The sequence below is a fragment of the Pseudomonas sp. MPR-R2A5 genome, from assembly GCF_058793055.1.
Genome location: NZ_JBXAFK010000006.1, coordinates 151,518 through 167,587, shown reverse-complemented (window position 1 = coordinate 167,587; position 16,070 = coordinate 151,518). Strand labels below are relative to the sequence as shown.

General features: G+C 62.6%; 13 protein-coding genes. 10 read left to right on the top strand and 3 right to left on the bottom strand.

Features of this window, described 5'->3' with window-relative positions; all coding sequences use genetic code 11:
- Positions 1-3: 3 nt before the first annotated feature.
- From tssK to tagH, 3 genes are read right to left on the bottom strand one after another with little or no spacing between them, the layout of a single operon-like run.
- Positions 4-1,338, bottom strand: coding sequence for a type VI secretion system baseplate subunit TssK (gene tssK / locus AC1Q6I_RS07230; RefSeq protein WP_024078127.1), 1,335 nt, complete (start codon positions 1,336-1,338; stop codon positions 4-6).
- 18 nt (positions 1,339-1,356) lie between these two features.
- The gene (tssJ, locus tag AC1Q6I_RS07225; RefSeq protein ID WP_024078128.1) at positions 1,357-1,866 is read right to left on the bottom strand and encodes a type VI secretion system lipoprotein TssJ; all 510 of its coding nucleotides are present in this window, start codon (positions 1,864-1,866) and stop codon (positions 1,357-1,359) included.
- Positions 1,867-1,917: 51 nt separating this feature from the next.
- The gene (gene tagH / locus AC1Q6I_RS07220; protein WP_102642567.1) at positions 1,918-3,273 is read right to left on the bottom strand and encodes a type VI secretion system-associated FHA domain protein TagH; all 1,356 of its coding nucleotides are present in this window, start codon (positions 3,271-3,273) and stop codon (positions 1,918-1,920) included.
- A gap of 394 nt (positions 3,274-3,667) precedes the next feature.
- Here tagH and tssA point away from each other — a divergent pair, with 394 nt between their 5' ends.
- The 10 genes from tssA (at position 3,668) to AC1Q6I_RS07170 (ending at position 16,068) form a co-directional block, all read left to right on the top strand.
- The gene (gene tssA, locus AC1Q6I_RS07215; protein ID WP_024078130.1) at positions 3,668-4,687 is read left to right on the top strand and encodes a type VI secretion system protein TssA; all 1,020 of its coding nucleotides are present in this window, start codon (positions 3,668-3,670) and stop codon (positions 4,685-4,687) included.
- 54 nt (positions 4,688-4,741) lie between these two features.
- Positions 4,742-5,248: a type VI secretion system contractile sheath small subunit gene (gene tssB, locus AC1Q6I_RS07210; protein ID WP_003213340.1), complete on the top strand. Its 507-nt coding sequence runs from the start codon at positions 4,742-4,744 to the stop codon at positions 5,246-5,248.
- A 2-nt stretch (positions 5,249-5,250) separates the two neighbouring features.
- Entirely contained in the window at positions 5,251-6,747 is a 1,497-nt protein-coding gene (gene tssC, locus AC1Q6I_RS07205; RefSeq protein ID WP_024078131.1) for a type VI secretion system contractile sheath large subunit, read from the top strand.
- Positions 6,748-6,922: 175 nt separating this feature from the next.
- A complete protein-coding gene (locus AC1Q6I_RS07200) occupies positions 6,923-7,411 on the top strand; it encodes an Hcp family type VI secretion system effector (protein ID WP_024078132.1) in 489 nt (162 codons plus the stop codon).
- Between the two features lie 93 nt (positions 7,412-7,504).
- Entirely contained in the window at positions 7,505-8,020 is a 516-nt protein-coding gene (gene tssE / locus AC1Q6I_RS07195; RefSeq protein WP_027608263.1) for a type VI secretion system baseplate subunit TssE, read from the top strand.
- Entirely contained in the window at positions 8,017-9,876 is a 1,860-nt protein-coding gene (tssF, locus tag AC1Q6I_RS07190; RefSeq protein ID WP_102625338.1) for a type VI secretion system baseplate subunit TssF, read from the top strand. The genes tssE and tssF overlap by 4 nt, the downstream gene beginning before the upstream one ends.
- Positions 9,840-10,883 carry a type VI secretion system baseplate subunit TssG gene (gene tssG, locus AC1Q6I_RS07185; protein WP_102625337.1) on the top strand — a complete coding sequence of 348 codons (1,044 nt, stop codon included), beginning with the start codon at positions 9,840-9,842 and terminating at the stop codon, positions 10,881-10,883. Before tssF ends, tssG begins: the two co-directional genes overlap by 37 nt.
- The gene (gene tssH / locus AC1Q6I_RS07180; RefSeq protein ID WP_024078136.1) at positions 10,876-13,530 is read left to right on the top strand and encodes a type VI secretion system ATPase TssH; all 2,655 of its coding nucleotides are present in this window, start codon (positions 10,876-10,878) and stop codon (positions 13,528-13,530) included. Before tssG ends, tssH begins: the two co-directional genes overlap by 8 nt.
- Before the next feature lie 147 nt (positions 13,531-13,677).
- On the top strand, positions 13,678-15,618 hold the full coding sequence (locus tag AC1Q6I_RS07175) for a type VI secretion system Vgr family protein (protein WP_102625336.1): 1,941 nt from the start codon (positions 13,678-13,680) through the stop codon (positions 15,616-15,618).
- A gap of 15 nt (positions 15,619-15,633) precedes the next feature.
- The gene (locus tag AC1Q6I_RS07170) at positions 15,634-16,068 is read left to right on the top strand and encodes a DcrB-related protein (RefSeq protein WP_102625335.1); all 435 of its coding nucleotides are present in this window, start codon (positions 15,634-15,636) and stop codon (positions 16,066-16,068) included.
- The last annotated feature ends 2 nt before the right edge of the window (positions 16,069-16,070 follow it).

The window sequence follows — 16,070 nt, the reverse complement described above, 5'->3', positions numbered from 1 at the left end:
GAATTATCCTCGGATCGCCCAGAAGGCCAGGTTCAAACCCGGGAACTGCCCGGCGATATGGAAGGCGAAACCGCCGGAGTTGCCCAACTGCTGCCAGTGCTCGCTGCCGCGGTCCAGCTCGTAATAGGTACTGCCTGCGTGGTAGGGAATCTGACGTGGCGCCACCGGCAACGGCAGCAGGCTGATGCCCGGCAGTTGCAGGTTGACCAGGTCACGGATGTGCTCCACCGAGCCGACCTTGCTCTGCTGGCCGAAGCGCGCGCGCAGGGTTTCGCCGGGCACATCGGCACGCACCACGAGGATGAAGCTGGCGCTGTCGAGCAGGGTCTTGTCGGCCAGCATCGCCACGTGGATGCCATAGGCTTTCTCCACGATCGGGATCGGCGTGGCCTTGCTGTCGATCAGCATCGACAACGCTTCGCGCAGCGCCGCCATCACCGGGGCGAAGCTCAGGGCCAGGTCGTCGTGCTGGTACTGCGGGTATTCCTGGGGGCGACGGCCACTGGTGGAAAAGGTGGAAAACTCACCGGCCAGGCTGACCAGTTCGCTGAAGAAACGCTCCGGATGCAGCGGGCTCAACTGGTTGAAATGCTGGATCAGCGGTTGGGCACGGTTGACCAGTTGCAACAGCATGAAGTCGGCAATCTCCGACGCCCCACCGGCACCCGAGGCCACCACACGGCCCGCCAGGGCTTCGCCACGCTGGTGCAGCAGGCCAAGCAGCTCACTGCGAAATGCGCTCAGTGGTTTGCTCGCTGCCACGTCCAATACCGGCGGGATATAAGTGTCGTCGAGGACCAGCGCGCGGTCGGCGCGTTTTTCCTTGATGCGCACCAGCCCGATGGCGGCGTAATCGCTGATGCCATCCTGCGCGGTCAGCAGGCGCAAGGCACGGGAGCCAACGGCCACTGGGGCGCGGTTCTCGAACGGGGCGTTGTCGTCGCGCACTTCGCGCACCTGGCTCACGTAACGCGCGGCGCCAAGGTCTTCGCCGTCGTCGACGGTGTCGCGGGCACCCGCGCGCTTGAGGGGCAAGGCCAGGTAGACCAGGCCGTCGCGCAGGTTGTCGTCGATATTCAACGGGCTCGGCGCGAGGTCATCCTGGGGAATATTGAACGGCGTGCCGTCGGGCAACAGGCCGCGCGCCGACACGATCGCCAGCTTGCCCTGGGCCAGCAGGCCCTGGTCGATCAGCAACTCGGAAAAGCCCCAGGCGCCGGCGGACAGCGGACGGCTACGGGCGTCGATCAGGTTTTCCAGGTAACGGTCATGCTGCTGGAAGTGCTGCGTTCCGATGAACATGCCTTCCGACCAGACCACGCGATTGTTCCAGGACATGGGGGCTCCGATTGCTTCTTATTGGGCAGGGCTGGATGGGGTAGCCACGACGTCGGCGCGCACGGCACGCACATCGAGGCTGATCTGGTATTCGGTGTATTGGCGCGCGGGCACGTTGATCACCGTGCGCCATTGCGCGCGGTCCAGCTCGCGATAACCCACCAGCAAGCCGATCTGGCGCGTGGAGGGGTCGAGGTCGCGCTGGATGCTCAGTTGCTGGCCGGGTTGCACCATGACTTCGTCCTGGTCCAGCAGGTCCAGGCCGAGGGTGGATTGCGCGCGGTCAGCCAGGGCGAAGTAATCGGAGCGGGCGAAGGTAGCGGCGTTCTTCAGTTCGAAAATCCGTACCCGCACCGGGGCGGCCTGGCCGTTGGCGCCGGGGTTAAGCCCGGCAATGGCGTGGAAATGCAACTCGACGGCGGCGGTGTCCACTTCAGCCTCAGCGGCTGTTTCGGGTTTGGCCGCGTCCTTGGCACACGCGGTCAGCAGCAGCGCGGTAGCGACTGCGAGTAAAAACCTGGGAATCATCCTGCGTCCTCAATGACGTACTTAGCTATCCGTTAATCCATGTGCTGCGGGTCAGCGACGCTGGCGTGCGCTGTGTTCTTCGTAGGCTCGGCTGAATTCGCGGCCGAACAGGTCCTGGAAATCTTCCTGGGCCTCGCGGGAAATATTGCTGTAGAGCTCGGTGAATTGTTGCCAGTACTGGGCCTGGCGCGAACCGTTGAAAAGGCTCGACAGCCCGCCGGGTTTGCCCATGCGCTCTTCCAGTTGTGCCGGTTCGAAGCGGCCGAGCAGGTGCTTGATCGCCGCTTCCACCCCCGCCATCACCGCCAACTGATGGGCGCGCAGATCGTCGAAACTGTCGCGCACGGCGAGATCCGGAGCCATAAACGCTTGGTTGCCATGGCGAAGCAACAGCAGTAACGCTTCGTCGGCGTTCGGTGCGAATTTCAACGGATTGTTTTCGGCGGGTTGGATCATCGTCTGCTGCATGCGGAACTCGCCCTTGAGACTGGCGCGGGCGCGCAACACGTCGATCAAGCCCTCGACCATCAGGCGGTAGCTGCGGCCGATGCTTTCCATCTGCGCACAGGCATCGGCCTTGTCCAGGCGCAGTTGATCCAGGCCCGCGCCACGCAGGAAGGCTTGCAGGAGGTCGGGTTGCCGGGTATCGGCCACGGGGAGCACGGGCTCGACCACGGGGGGCGACGGCACGCTCGGTGCAGGCGGCGGTGTCGGTACGGGGGGTGGTGTCGGCGCGGGCGGCGGCGCGCTGGTCAACGGCGCTGGCGTATCGCCAAACAGGTCCCAGTCTTCGGGAATCACCGCGCCGGATACCGCAGGCTTCTCGACCACCGGCACCGCGACCGGCGTAGGTGGGCGGAAGTCGTGTTGCTCGGAGGGTACGTGGTCCGGCACGGTGGGTGGCGGTACGGCGGTGGGGCTGAGGAAGTCGAACAGGTCGGGCAGGGTGTCCATCGACGAAGCGCCGTGGAACTGCGGCGCAATCACGGGCGTCGGCGCAGGCTTGTTCGCCACGGCGCCCATCAAGGCCTCAAAACTGTTCGGTGAATCACCGGCAAACGGCTGGCTATCGACGGCCTGCACGTTGAAATCGATACGTGCCTGGATTTCGTAATCGCCGATGCGGATCAACTCGCCATCCTGCAGCGGCTCGCTATTACCCCGGCGCATACGAATACCGGCGTTAACCAACTCCACACCATTTGTACTGTTATCGGTTAAATAATAACGGCCATCTTTGTATTGAATAACGCAGTGTTGCGAAGACACCAGGCGCTCAGGGTCGGGCAATACCCAGTCATTATCCGAGCTGCGGCCGATAGCCATCGAGCCCTGGTTCATGGACTTTTCGGAGCACTGCCCCGGGGTAATCTTGTGATAACTAGTGATAGTCAAACACAGCGACATCTTGCCTCCTTGCTGATACTTCGCGCGCAGTCGATCCAAGGGACAGCGATTCCCGAGAGATCCCCATCAGGTCGTGCAATCGACCTTCCACAACCTGCTTTTGTCAGCATGATCGCTGATCTTAACTGGCCTTCATGACAAAAATCCTGTTCCGGTGCGTCGTTCGACCCACCAGTCGCGCAGGTTGTTAAACACCGCACATCTGTCACAGAGCGCGAATAGCTTACCTTGACAAGGCATAAGTACTACACCAAAAATGCACAACTTCTTGAATACCAGTGATGGCACATTAGTGGCATCTTACTTATATGACCAAGAAAACATGCAAAGTTCCTCGCGCAACTAATGCATGAATTGCCCGCCATTTAACGGGCTGATAGGGAGATCGATTTCAGTGGATGTGCCGTTGCTGCTCACCGCCGTTTCCGCGACTTCGCCGTGTGGTGAAGACATGGAATATGACGCGCAATTTTTGCAATTGGAGCGTGATGCCAAGGGCCAACCCGAGCGCAGCATGGGCGACTCGATCCTGCCCGCTGAACCGCCGGAGTGGCGCAGCATCCAGCAGCAAAGCCTTGACTTGCTGCAACGCAGCAAAGACCTGCGCATCACCCATTTCCTGCTGCAAAGCTCCCTCGCCCTGCAAGGCGTGGCCGGGCTGGCTGAAGTCCTCACGCTGATCAACGCGCTGCTGCGCGAATACTGGGCCGACCTGCACCCGCACCTGGATGCCGACGACGATAACGACCCCACCGTGCGCATCAACGCCCTGTCTGGCCTGACCAGCGACGCGACCATTCGTCTGTTGCGCGAAAGCATCCTCACGCGCTCGCGCACCTTCGGCCCCGTGAGCCTGCGCGCTGCGCTCAGCGCCAGCGGCCTGATGAATTTCCCCGATGAACAACTCGGCGCCCAGCAACTCAACGCCGCGTTCCTCGACAGCGATCCCGAACAACTGCAGGCCACCCGTGACGCCTTGAGCACGGCGCGCGCCGCTTGCGAAGCCATCGAGCAGCAGGTCAGCGACCAGGTCGGTTCAGCCCAGGGCGTGGACCTCAGCCTGCTGAAGCAGCCGCTCAAGCAGGCGTTGCAAATACTCAACCAAGCCGTACCCGACCCTACAAGCAGCCGCGAACCCGAGGCCGTCAGTGACGACAATGCCCCCTCGGTCGATTTCGCCGCTGCCCCCGCCGCACCTCGCCCCACTGGCGACATCGCCAACCGCGACGACGTGCTGCGCAGCCTCGACAAGATCCTTGCGTACTACACCCGGCACGAGCCTTCGAGCCCGCTGCCGGTGTTGTTGAACCGGGCCAAACATCTGGTGCACGCCGACTTCGCGGCCATCGTGCGCAACCTGATTCCCGATGGCATGTCCCAATTTGAAAACCTGCGCGGCCCGGACGGCGAGTAAACCGCCCGGCTGTGCAGTAACAACACCGTCGCTCAAGCGACCAGGAGCAGCAACGTGGCGAAGCAAAGTTCTCAGAAATTCATCGCGCGCAACCGCGCGCCTCGAGTGCAGATCGAGTACGACGTCGAGCTCTACGGCGCCGAGAAAAAGGTCCAGCTGCCCTTCGTGATGGGTGTGATGGCCGACCTCGCCGGCAAGCCTGCCGAGCCTCTGGCGCCTGTGGCCGACCGCAAGTTCCTTGAAGTGGATGTCGATAACTTCGACTCGCGCCTCAAGGCCATGCAGCCACGCGTGGCGTTCCACGTACCCAACGAGCTGACCGGTGAAGGCAACCTGAGCCTGGATATCACCTTCGAAAGCATGGACGACTTCAGCCCGGCCGCCGTGGCCCGCAAGGTCGACTCGCTCAAGCAACTGCTCGAAGCCCGCACCCAACTGGCCAACCTGCTGACCTACATGGACGGCAAGACTGGCGCTGAAGAAATCATCATGAAGGCGATCAAGGACCCGGCACTGCTTCAGGCACTTGCCAGCGCGCCTAAGCCTGCAGGGGAGCAGTAATCATGACTGACAATACCGCCCGCGAAGGCGCCCAGAGCCTGGGTGCAATTGAGGAAACCAGCGAGTTCGCATCCTTGTTGATGCAGGAATTCAAGCCTAAGACCGAGCGTGCCCGCGAAGCCGTGGAAACCGCCGTGCGCACCCTGGCCGAACAGGCCCTGGCGCAAACGGACCTGGTGTCCAACGACGCGATCAAGTCGATCGAATCGATCATCGCCGCCATCGACGCCAAGCTCACCGCCCAGGTCAACCAGATCATCCACCACCCGGATTTCCAACAGTTGGAAAGCGCCTGGCGTGGCCTGCACTACCTGGTCAACAACACCGAGAGCGATGAGCAGCTCAAGATTCGCGTGCTCAACATCTCCAAGCCGGACCTGCACAAGACCCTGAAGAAATTCAAGGGCACGGCCTGGGACCAGAGCCCGATCTTCAAGAAGATGTACGAAGAAGAATACGGCCAGTTCGGTGGCGAACCGTACGGTTGCCTGGTAGGCGACTACTACTTCGACCAGTCGCCACCCGATGTCGAGCTGCTGGGCGAGCTGTCGAAAGTCTGCGCCGCCATGCACGCCCCGTTCATCGCTGCGGCTTCGCCGACCGTGATGGGCATGGGCTCGTGGCAGGAACTGTCGAACCCGCGCGACCTGACCAAGATCTTCACCACCCCGGAATACGCCGGCTGGCGCTCGCTGCGTGAATCGGAAGACTCGCGCTACATCGGCCTGACCATGCCGCGCTTCCTGGCGCGCCTGCCGTATGGCGCCAAGACCGACCCGGTGGAAGCCTTCGCTTTCGAAGAAAACACCGACGGCGCCGACAGCTCCAAGTACACCTGGGCCAACGCGGCCTATGCGATGGCGGTGAACATCAACCGTTCGTTCAAGCACTACGGCTGGTGCTCGCGCATCCGTGGCGTGGAGTCTGGCGGTGAAGTGGAAAACCTGCCGGCCCACACGTTCCCTACCGATGACGGTGGCGTGGACATGAAGTGCCCGACCGAAATCGCCATCAGCGACCGCCGTGAAGCGGAACTGGCGAAGAACGGTTTCATGCCGCTGCTGCACAAGAAAAACACCGACTTCGCCGCGTTCATCGGTGCGCAGTCGTTGCAGAAACCGGCCGAATACGACGACCCGGACGCCACCGCCAACGCCAACCTGGCCGCGCGCCTGCCGTACCTGTTCGCCACCTGCCGTTTCGCTCACTACTTGAAGTGCATCGTGCGCGACAAGATCGGTTCCTTCAAAGAGAAGGACGAGATGCAGCGCTGGTTGCAGGACTGGATCCTCAACTACGTCGACGGCGACCCGGCGCACTCCACCGAAACCACCAAGGCCCAGCACCCGCTCGCTGCCGCTGAAGTGATCGTGGAGGACGTCGAAGGCAACCCGGGTTACTACAACTCCAAGTTCTACCTGCGCCCGCACTACCAGCTCGAAGGGCTGACCGTGTCGTTGCGCCTGGTATCGAAGCTGCCTTCGGCAAAAAGCGCGTAAAAAATCCGGACTGGCTCGCTCCCTGTAGGAGCGAGCTTGCTCGCGAAAAACTTGAAGGCGCTGCGTTCATCCAGGATGCCTGCGTCACCGTTGACGACCTTCGCGAGCAAGCTCGCTCCTACAGGGGTCGGCGGCGTTAACAAATACTGTGGCTGAGACCACACAGGGAGAAAACATGGCTGTTGATATTTTCATCAAGATCGGCGACATCAAGGGCGAGTCCATGGACAAGGCCCACAAGGACGAGATCGACGTGCTGAACTGGAGCTGGGGCATGTCCCAGTCCGGCAACATGCACGTCGGCGGTGGCGGCGGCGCGGGCAAGGTGAATATCCAGGACCTGTCGCTGACCAAGTACGTCGACAAGGCGTCGCCGAACCTGATGATGCACTGCGCCAGCGGCAAGCACATCGACAAGGTCAAGCTGACCGTGCGCAAGGCCGGTGGCGAAAGCCAGGTCGAGTACATGATCATCAACCTGGAAGAAGTGCTGGTCACGTCCCTGAGCACCGGCGGTTCGGGCAGCGATGACCGCCTGACTGAAAACGTCACCCTGAACTTCGCCCAAGTGATGGTCGACTACCAGCCGCAGAAAGCCGACGGCACCAAAGACGGCGGCGCGATCAAGTTTGGCTGGAACATCCGTTCCAACACCAAGCGCTGATAGCCTTTGTGGCCGTGGCTTTGCGCCACGGCCACAAGCCCCTGCCCCTCTGAACGAGCGTCCCTCTCACAACCCGTCCGTGGAGCTGCTTTGGTGGTAACTGAAATCGCTTCCCGCGACCGTCTGCAACCGTCCCTGCTGGACCGGTTGACCGACGACGACCCAACCAATCCCAAGGAAAGCGCGGATAAACGCGTATTGTCCCTGACCCAATTGAAGGCCTCGGTGCTGCGCGACCTGGCGTGGCTGCTCAACACCACGTCGTTGCTCGATGCCGATGCCACGCTGCACACACAAGCAGGCACCTCGGTGGTCAATTACGGCCTGCCGGCGCTGGCGGGCAACAGCGTTTCCAGCGTTGATATCAAGGCCCTGGAAGCCCTGATCTACCAGGCGATCGCCACCTTTGAACCACGCATCCTGCGCCACACCCTGCGCGTCAAAGCCCGCGTCGGCCATGGCGAGATGAATCACAACGCCCTGAGTTTCGAGATCGAAGGCGACCTGTGGGCGCAGCCGGTGCCATTGCGCCTGTTGCTGCAAACCGACCTCGACCTGGAATCCGGCCATGTGCGCGTGGTCAATGCCGACCAGCGGAGGCGCCCATGAACCCGCGCCTGCTGGAGCTGTACAACCAGGAACTGCACCACGTGCGCGAAAGCGCCGCCGAGTTCGCCAAGGAATACCCGAAGATCGCCAGTCGGCTGTCCCTGTCCGGTATGGACTGCGCCGACCCGTACGTCGAACGCTTGCTGGAGGGCTTTGCCTACCTCACTGCCCGCGTGCAGCTCAAGCTCGACGCCGAGTACCCGACCTTCACCCACAACCTGCTGGAAATCGCCTACCCGCACTACCTGGCGCCGACCCCGTCGATGACCGTGGTGCAGTTGCAGACCGATCCCGATGAAGGCTCCCTGGCCAGCGGCTTCCCGCTGCCGCGCGACACCGTGTTGCGCGCCGCCTTGGGCCGCGAAACCCAGACCTGCTGCGAGTACCGCACCGCGCATCCGGTGACGTTGTGGCCGTTGCAGGTCAGTGGCGCCGAGTACTTCGGCAACCCCGCCGCCGTGCTCGGGCGCCTGGCCGCCAGTGAGCCGAAAGCCAAGGCCGGCTTGCGCCTGACCCTGCGCACCGGCGCCGAATTGCCGTTCAACAGCCTCGACCTGGACAACCTGCCGCTGTACCTCAGCGGTGCCGACGAGCAGCCGTTCCGCCTTTACGAACAACTGCTGGGCAACGCCTGCGCGGTGTTTGCGCGCAAGCCCGGTGGCGATTGGGTCGAACGCCTGCCACAAGGCGCATTGCGCTCGCGGGGCTTCGATGACGCCGATGCCGCCATGCCAGTGGTGGCGCGGGCGTTCCAGGGCTACCGCCTGTTGCAGGAGTACTTCGCCCTGCCCCACCGCTTCCTGTTCGTCGAGTTCGCCGAGCTGAGCCGTGCGGTCAAGCGTTGCGACGGCCAGGAACTGGAACTGATCGTGCTGTTCGACCGTCACGAACCGAGCCTGGAAGGCAGCGTCGGCGCGGCGCAGTTTTTGCCGTTCTGCACCCCGGCGATCAACCTGTTCCCGAAGCGCGTGGACCGTATCCACTTGTCCGACCGGGTCAACGAACACCATGTGATCGCCGACCGCACGCGGCCGATGGATTTCGAGATTCATTCGTTGAGCGGCATCACCGGCCACGGCACCGGGCCAGAGCAGCCATTTTTGCCGTTCTATGCGGTACGCGATCCATCGCGGTATGGCCGCGACCAGGCTTACTACACCGTGCGCCGCGAGCCACGGGTGTTGTCCAGCGACCAGCGCCGCAACGGCCCGCGCTCCACCTATGTGGGCAGCGAAACCTTTGTCAGCCTGGTCGACAGCCGCCAGGCGCCGTATCGCCACGACCTGCGCCAGCTTGGCGTGACCGCGTTGTGCACCAACCGCGATTTGCCGCTGTTCATGAGCGTGGGCAACGGCAAGACCGACTTCACCCTGGCCGACAGTGCGCCGGTTTTATCCGTGCGTTGCGTCGCCGGGCCAAGCCGCCCGCGCGCCAGCCATGCCCATGATGCCAAGGCCTGGCGCCTGATCAGCCAGTTGTCCCTCAACTATTTGTCCCTGAGCGAACAGGGCCAGGGCGCGGCGGCATTGCGCGAACTGCTACGCCTGTACGGCGACAGCAACGACGCCGCCCTGCAATTGCAGATCGAAGGCCTGCGCGAGGTCAGCAGCAAGGCGGTCACTCGCCGCTTGCCGATGCCCGGCCCGATTGTGTTTGGTCGTGGCCTGGAAATTACCTTGGAGTTTGATGAAAACGCGTTTCGCGGCACCGGCGTGTTCCTGCTCGGTGCGGTGCTGGAACGCTTCCTGGCACGCTACGTGTCGATCAACAGTTTTACCGAGACGGTGATCCGTACCACCGAACGCGGCGAGATCATGCGATGGAAAGCCAAGCCCGGGCGTCGTCCGACCCTGTGAGTACTTTGGATGCGATGCATCAGGAGCCCTGGGAATACGATTTCTTCCAGGCATTGCGGCGTATCGAGTGCGAATCGCCCGAGCTGCCGCGCCTGGGCCATTCCCTGCGCCTGGCGGATGACCCGCTGCGCCTGGGGCAGCAGGCCGATTGCACTTTCGCCCCGGCTACGCTGGCCTCGGTCGATCCCGGTGGCGACGGCAAGCCGGCGCGGCTGGAGCAATTCTTCTTCGGCCTTGGCGGCCCCAACGGCCCGCTGCCGCTGCATATCACCGAATACGTGCGCGAACGCCAGCGCAACAACGCCGACAGCACCAGCAAGCAGTTCCTGGATATCTTCCACCACCGCCTGCTGAGCCTATTCTACCGGGCCTGGGCCGAGGCACGGCCGACGGTCAGCCACGACCGCCCGGACGATGACTACTGGTCTGCACGCCTCGCCGCACTGAGTGGTCGCGGGATGCCAAGCCTGCTGAATCAGGGGCTCATCCCTGATACCGCGAAGCTGCATTACAGCGGCCATCTGTCGGCGCAAACCCGCTACCCGGACGGTTTGAAGGCGATCCTCAGCGAGTATTTCGGCCTGCCGGTGGAGATCGAAGAATACGTCGGCCAATGGCTGGAACTGCCCGAGCGCAGCCGCGTGGGCGTCAGCGCCAACCAACTGGGCGTGGACTTCTGCCTGGGCAGCCACGTGTGGGACCGCCAGCATAAATTCCGTATCCGCCTGGGCCCACTCAAGCTGGACGACTACATGGGCATGCTGCCTGGCCAGTCGCCGTTCAATGAGCTGGTGGCCTGGGTGGCCGAGTACCTGGGCCATGAATTGGACTGGGACTTGAACCTGGTTTTGCAACAACCCGAAGTGCCGGCGCTGCAACTCAACGGCCAGTTCCGCCTGGGCTTCAACACCTGGCTTGGCCGCCCTGCGGTTGATGCCAACGACCTAATCCTGGCCCGGCATTACGCCGATCAAGCCACCACCTCAAGGAATCCAGAGCATGGGTGAAATCAGTCGCGCCGCGTTGTTCGGCAAACTCAACAGCGTGGCCTACAAGGCCATCGAAGCCGCCACCGTGTTCTGCAAGCTGCGGGGCAACCCGTACGTGGAACTGGCCCACTGGTTTCACCAGTTGCTGCAACTGCAGGACTCGGACCTGCACCGCATCATCCGCCAGTTCAACGTGGAACCGGCGCGCCTGGCCCGTGACCTCACCGAAGCCCTGGACCGCCTGCCGCGTGGTTCGACCTCGATCACCGACCTGTCTTCCCATGTGGAAGAAGCCGTGGAGCGCGGCTGGGTCTATGGCAGCCTGATGTTCGGCGAAAGCCAGGTGCGCACCGGTTACCTGGTGCTGGGCATCCTCAAGACCCCAAGCCTGCGCCATGCGTTGCTCGGCCTGTCGTCTGAGTTCGACAAGATCAAGGCCGAAGCCCTGAGCGAACGCTTTGACGAATACGTCGGCGACTCGCCGGAAAACGCCCTCAGCGCCAGCGATGGTTTTAATGCCGGCGTTCCAGGCGAAGCCAGCGGTGCCATGGCGCCGAGTGCGATGGGCAAGCAGGAGGCCCTCAAGCGTTTCACCGTCGACCTGACCGAGCAGGCACGCAGCGGCAAGCTCGATCCGATCGTGGGCCGTGACGAAGAGATCCGCCAACTGGTGGACATCCTCATGCGTCGCCGCCAGAACAACCCGATCCTCACCGGCGAAGCCGGCGTCGGCAAGACCGCCGTGGTCGAAGGTTTTGCCCTGCGCATCGTCGCCGGCGACGTGCCGCCCGCGCTGAAAGACGTGGAACTGCGCAGCCTCGACGTGGGCCTGCTGCAAGCCGGCGCCAGCATGAAAGGCGAGTTCGAACAGCGCCTGCGCCAGGTCATTGAAGACGTCCAGGCCTCGCCCAAGCCGATCATTCTGTTTATCGACGAAGCCCACACCCTCGTAGGTGCCGGTGGTGCCGCCGGGACCGGTGATGCCGCCAACCTGCTCAAGCCCGCCCTGGCCCGTGGCACCCTGCGTACCGTGGCCGCGACGACCTGGGCCGAGTACAAAAAACACATCGAGAAAGACCCGGCCCTGACCCGTCGTTTCCAAGTGGTACAGGTGGCCGAGCCGTCGGAAGACAAGGCGCTGCTGATGATGCGCGGCGTGGCGTCGACCATGGAGAAACACCACCAGGTGCAGATCCTCGATGAAGCCCTGGAAGCCTCGGTGAAGCTGTCTCACCGCTACATCCCCGCGCGCCAGTTGCCGGACAAATCCGTAAGCCTGCTGGACACCGCCTGCGCCCGCGTCGCTATCAGCCTGCACGCGGTGCCGGCCGAAGTGGACGACAGCCGTCGCCGCATCGAAGCCCTGGAAACCGAGCTGCAAATCATCGCCCGCGAGCATGCCATCGGCATTGCGATTGGCGCGCGCCAGAGCAACAGCGAAGCCTTGCTGAGCGCCGAGCGCGAGCGCCTGGCCACGTTGGAAAGCCGCTGGGCCGAAGAGAAAGCGTTGGTGGATGAGTTGCTCGCCACCCGTGCAACCCTGCGCGAAAAGGCCGGGGTTGTAGACAGTGGCAACGATGAGCTGCGTGCAAAACTGGTCGATCTGCAACAGCGCCTCACCGCGCTGCAAGGCGAAACCCCGTTGATCCTGCCGACCGTGGATTACCAGGCCGTGGCCTCGGTGGTCGCCGACTGGACCGGTATCCCGGTGGGCCGCATGGCCCGCAACGAACTGGAAACCGTGCTCAACCTCGACCAGCACCTGAAAAAACGCATCATCGGCCAGGACCACGCCCTGCAGATGATCGCCAAGCGCATCCAGACCTCCCGCGCCGGCCTCGATAACCCGAGCAAGCCGATCGGTGTGTTCATGCTGGCCGGCACCTCGGGCGTGGGCAAGACCGAAACCGCCCTGGCCCTGGCCGAAGCCATGTACGGCGGCGAGCAGAACGTGATCACCATCAACATGAGCGAGTTCCAGGAAGCCCATACCGTGTCGACCCTCAAGGGTGCGCCACCGGGCTATATCGGCTACGGCGAAGGCGGCGTGCTGACCGAAGCGGTGCGGCGCAAACCTTACAGCGTGGTCCTGCTGGACGAGGTGGAGAAAGCCCACCCGGACGTGCATGAGATCTTCTTCCAGGTGTTCGACAAGGGCGTGATGGAAGACGGCGAAGGCCGGGTGATCGACTTCAAGAACACCCTGATCCTGCTGACCACCAACGCCGGTACCGAGCTGATTTCCCAGGTTTGCAAGGACCCGGCGAACATTCCCGAGCCGGAAGAAATCGCCAAGGCCCTGCGCCAGCCATTGCTGGAGATCTTCCCGCCAGCCTTGCTCGGCCGCCTGGTGACCATTCCTTACTACCCGCTCAGCGATGAGATGCTCAAGGCGATCACCCGCCTGCAACTCAACCGCATCAAGAAGCGTGTGGAAAATACGCACAAGGTCGCCTTCGACTACGACGACGCGGTGGTCGACCTGATCGTCTCGCGCTGCACCGAAACCGAAAGCGGCGGGCGCATGATCGACACCATCCTCACCAACAGCCTGCTGCCCGACATGAGCCGTGAATTCCTCACGCGCATGCTTGAGGGCAAGGCGCTGGCGGGTGTGCGCATCAGCAGCCGGGATAATGAGCTGCACTACCAGTTCAACGATTGATCTGACGGAATACAGCTCAACATGTGGGAGGGGGCTTGCCCCCGATGGCGGTGAATCAGTCACCAATGCATCACCTGACACACTGCTATCGGGGGCAAGCCCCCTCCCACATTTGGACTGGGTTCCTTCAGTTATTAGGGTACTTCGATGCTATTCAACCAAGCCTCACGCCTGGCCAAGATCACCAGCCCCCTCGGGCCGGATGTGCTGCTGCTCAATGAAATGGGCGGCGGCGAAGAGCTGGGGCGCCTGTTCACCTACGAGCTGCAACTGACGTCCCTGGACGCCAACATCGACCTCAACCAGTTGCTCGGCAAGCCGATGAGCGTGGGCCTGCAACTGGCGGACGGTGGCGAACGGCATTTCCACGGCATCGTCGCGCAGTGCAGCCAGAGCATCGACCAGGGCCAGTTCGCCAGCTACCAGGTGACGCTACGCCCATGGCTGTGGCTGCTCAGCCGTACGTCCGATTGCCGGATTTTCCAGAACCTGAGCATCCCACAGATCATCAAGCAGGTGTTCCGTGACCTGGGCTTTTCCGACTTCGAAGACGCCCTGAGCCGGCCGTATCGCGAGTGGGAATACTGCGTGCAGTACCGCGAGACCAGTTTCGATTTCGTCAGCCGCCTGATGGAACAGGAAGGCATCTACTACTTCTTCCGCCATGAGCAGGACCGCCATGTGCTGGTGCTGGCCGATGCCTATGGCGCCCACACCACGGTGCCGGGCTACGCGTCGATCCCCTACTACCCCAAGGACGAGCAGCAACGCGAACGCGACCACATGCACAACTGGCACCTGGCGCAGCAAGTGCAGCCGGGCTCGCTGGAGCTCAACGACTACGACTTCCAGCGCCCCAGCGCGAGCATCGACGTGCGCTCGGCCATGCCGCGCCCGCACACCGCGGGCGACTACCCGCTGTACGACTACCCCGGCACCTACGTGCAAAGCGCAGACGGCGAACACTACGCACGTACCCGCATCGAAGCCCTGCAAACCCTGCATGAGCAGATCGAGTTCAGCGGCAACGCCCGCGGCCTGGGCTCGGGCCACCTGTTCAGCCTCACCCGCTTCAGCCGCCAGGACCAGAACCGCGAATACCTGATCGTCGGCTGCCGTTACTACATCGTCCAGGAAAGCCTGGAAAGCGGCGGCGGTTCAGGCGCGGCGCAGTTCGAAAGCAGCCTGACCTGCATCGACGCCCAGCAAAGCTTCCGCCCACTGGCGAACACCCACCGCCCGATCGTCAAAGGCCCGCAGACCGCGCTGGTGGTGGGCCCCAAAGGCGAGGAAATCTGGACCGACCAGTACGGCCGCGTGAAGGTGCACTTCTACTGGGACCGTCACGACCAATCCAACGAAAACAGCTCGTGCTGGATACGCGTCTCGCAATCCTGGGCCGGCAAGAACTGGGGCTCGATGCAGATTCCACGCATCGGCCAGGAAGTGATTGTGAGCTTTCTGGAAGGTGATCCCGACCGGCCGATCATCACCGGGCGGGTGTACAACGCGGAGCAGACGGTGCCCTACGACCTGCCGGAAAATGCGACCCAGAGCGGCATGAAGAGCCGCTCGAGCAAGGGCGGCACGCCAGCCAACTTCAATGAAATCCGCATGGAGGACAAGAAGGGGTTGGAGCAGTTGTACATCCATGCCGAGCGTAACCAGGACATCGTCGTCGAAGTGGACGAAAGTCACTCGGTGGGGCATGACCGCAACAAGAGCATCGGGCACAACGAGACGGTGACCATCGGCAACAACCGCCTGCGCATCGTCAAGCAGGAAGACATCCTCTCGGTGGGCCAGAGGAAGACCGACAGCATCAGCCAGAGCTACGTCATCGAAGTCGGTGAAAACCTGCGCCTGGTCTGCGGTGAAAGCATCCTGGAGCTCAACGCCAGCGGGCAGATCAACCTGACTGGCGTGCAAATCAGTTTCTACGCCAGTGGCGATGCCGAGTTCAATACCGGCGGCGTGCTGCACCTGAACAACGGCGGCGGCCCCGGCGCCACGCCCGATGGCCAGGGCCAGAAAGGCGCCATCGACGCCAATATCAAAGCCGCGTTTCCCGCGCCTAAAAGCTCCTGACGAGACCTGTTTTCCATGACGTACCGAATCAACGAATTCCAGTTTCAACTGCCCGCCAGTGAGTTGCAGGACGCGACGATCAACATCCTCAAGTTCCCCGAACTGGGCACCTCCCTGATCGTCAGCCGCAGCCTGCTCGCCGAGGGCGAAACCCTGCACAGCAACTTCAACGACCAGCTCCAGCGCCTGAAAAAACAGGTGCAGGACTTGCGCTATCAACCGGGTGTGGATGTGCGCCTGGGCGCCGCGCAAGAGGTCGAAGGCATCGAGCTGCGCAGCCAGTTCAACAAGGGCAATGACAAGGTGTTCCAGTATCAGTTGGCCCTGGTGATACCGGGCACACGCAAGATGCTCGCGTTGAGTTATGTGAAGGCGGACAAGCTGGGTGATGGCGAGGCGGCGCATTGGGCATTGATCAAAAACTCGCTGTCGTTCGACGCGATTTCTTGATG

What these genes read in the sequence shown, in the direction of transcription:
- tssK (WP_024078127.1), bottom strand. Translation starts at nt 1,338, where the DNA reads ATGTCCTGGAACAATCGCGTGGTCTGGTCGGAAGGCATGTTCATCGGA.
- tssJ (WP_024078128.1), bottom strand. Translation starts at nt 1,866, where the DNA reads ATGATTCCCAGGTTTTTACTCGCAGTCGCTACCGCGCTGCTGCTGACC.
- tagH (WP_102642567.1), bottom strand. Translation starts at nt 3,273, where the DNA reads ATGTCGCTGTGTTTGACTATCACTAGTTATCACAAGATTACCCCGGGG.
- tssC (WP_024078131.1), top strand. Translation starts at nt 5,251, where the DNA reads ATGACTGACAATACCGCCCGCGAAGGCGCCCAGAGCCTGGGTGCAATT.
- AC1Q6I_RS07200 (WP_024078132.1), top strand. Translation starts at nt 6,923, where the DNA reads ATGGCTGTTGATATTTTCATCAAGATCGGCGACATCAAGGGCGAGTCC.
- tssF (WP_102625338.1), top strand. Translation starts at nt 8,017, where the DNA reads ATGAACCCGCGCCTGCTGGAGCTGTACAACCAGGAACTGCACCACGTG.
- tssG (WP_102625337.1), top strand. Translation starts at nt 9,840, where the DNA reads ATGGAAAGCCAAGCCCGGGCGTCGTCCGACCCTGTGAGTACTTTGGAT.
- tssH (WP_024078136.1), top strand. Translation starts at nt 10,876, where the DNA reads ATGGGTGAAATCAGTCGCGCCGCGTTGTTCGGCAAACTCAACAGCGTG.
- AC1Q6I_RS07175 (WP_102625336.1), top strand. Translation starts at nt 13,678, where the DNA reads ATGCTATTCAACCAAGCCTCACGCCTGGCCAAGATCACCAGCCCCCTC.
- AC1Q6I_RS07170 (WP_102625335.1), top strand. Translation starts at nt 15,634, where the DNA reads ATGACGTACCGAATCAACGAATTCCAGTTTCAACTGCCCGCCAGTGAG.